A 1,450-nucleotide genomic window follows, 5' to 3' on the forward strand; every position below is an offset into this window, starting at 1 on the left:
CCCGGCTCGAGCACCGCGCCGGGCCGCTGCTGCTGAGCCCCGAGGCCGAGGCGGCCGGCGCGGCGTGGCTCGCGGTCGAGGACAGGATCGGCGACGCGCTGCACGCCTGCGCGAGCGGGCGCGAGCTCGTCGAGAAGGGATGGCCGGACGACGTGGCGGTCGCCGCTGAGCTCGACGCGTCCGACATGGTGCCGGTGCTGACGGACGGCGCCTACGCACGGCACACGGCGGTTTCTCGGCGCCGATGAGCCGTTCGGCGTGCAGGACCTCTCCCGGGTCACTCGCCACCGGAGCGGTCCGCTCCCGGGTGATGAGCCGCCACGTCCCCGGACAGTCGTCACGGCATACGCGATGGGCGCGGATGCGGCCCCTACTGGCCGAGGGCCGCCCAGAAGGCCGAGGCGGCCCGGGAGGGCCGACCCGTGCGCCGCTCCGACCAGTCGGCTGACGTCATGAGGGCGGTGACGGCGTTGACCCCGAGCCAGCGCAGTGGCTCCGGCTCCCAGCTGCGTGACGTGCGCCCGGCCCAGGGAAGCGAGGCCAGGTCGTCGGGGTCGTCGCCCCGGATCATCGCGGCCAGGGTGCGGCCCGCCAGCGCCGAGGTCCCCACCCCGTCGCCGACGTAACCGCCCGCGAAGGCCAGGCCCGTACGGCGGTCGTGCCGCACGGACGGGAACCAGTCGCGGGGCACACCGAGGTTGCCACCCCAGGCGTGCGTGAACGTGACACCCTCGAGGACGGGAAAGAGCTCGAGCAGGATCCGTTGCAGGGCTGCGTGCACGCGCTCGTCACGGTCGTAGCGCGGCGACACCTTCGAGGCGTAGTGGTAGGGAGCGCCCCTGCCACCAAAGGCGATCCGTCCGTCACGGGTGCGCTGGCCGTAGATCGTCAGGTGCCGGTTGTCGGCGAACGTCGTGCGCTCCTCCAGCCCGATCTGACCCCAGGTGGTGTCCGGCAGCGGCTCCGTCGCCGTCATGAGCGAGTAGACGGGCGCGATGGCCCGGCGCCGACCTGCGACGGTCGGCGTGTAGCCCTCGGTCGCGAGGACGACGTGCTCGGCTCGGACGGTGCCGTGCGCCGTGACGACTCGTCGGCTGCCCACGTCGACCGCGGCGGTGCGCTCGTGGATGACGACGCCCCGGCGCTCGACGGCGTCGGCGAGGCCGCGGACCAGCCGAGCAGGGTGGATCGCCGCGCAGTGCGGCGTGAACGAGCCGCCGAGGGCATCGCGGACGCCGGCGATCGCACTGACCTCGTGGGCGTCGAGGAGCCGGTGGTCCTCCTCGCCGAATCCCCACCGGCGATGGTCGGCGACCTCCTCACGGACCCGCTCCAGCTGCGCCGGGTTGCGCGCGACGCCGAGGTAGCCGCCCTGGTCGAAGTGGCAGTCGATGCCCTCCTTCTCGGCGATCCGGCCGATGTCGGCCACCGTGTCGTGCAGCAGGTGCTG

1 protein-coding gene and 1 pseudogene are annotated in these 1,450 nt (G+C 73.8%); one reads left to right on the top strand and one right to left on the bottom strand.

The features are described 5' to 3' along the window. Positions 1–248 (top strand): annotated as a pseudogene (locus AC1DP0_RS21810) (2-phosphosulfolactate phosphatase); the annotation flags it as partial. Between the two features lie 122 nt (positions 249–370). Here AC1DP0_RS21810 and AC1DP0_RS21815 read toward each other — a convergent pair. Beyond that, the coding region (locus AC1DP0_RS21815) for an NAD(P)/FAD-dependent oxidoreductase (protein WP_478088669.1) at positions 371–1,450 on the bottom strand (1,080 nt) is incomplete at its 5' end.

It is taken from the genome of Terrabacter sp. P5_B1, assembly GCF_056400505.1.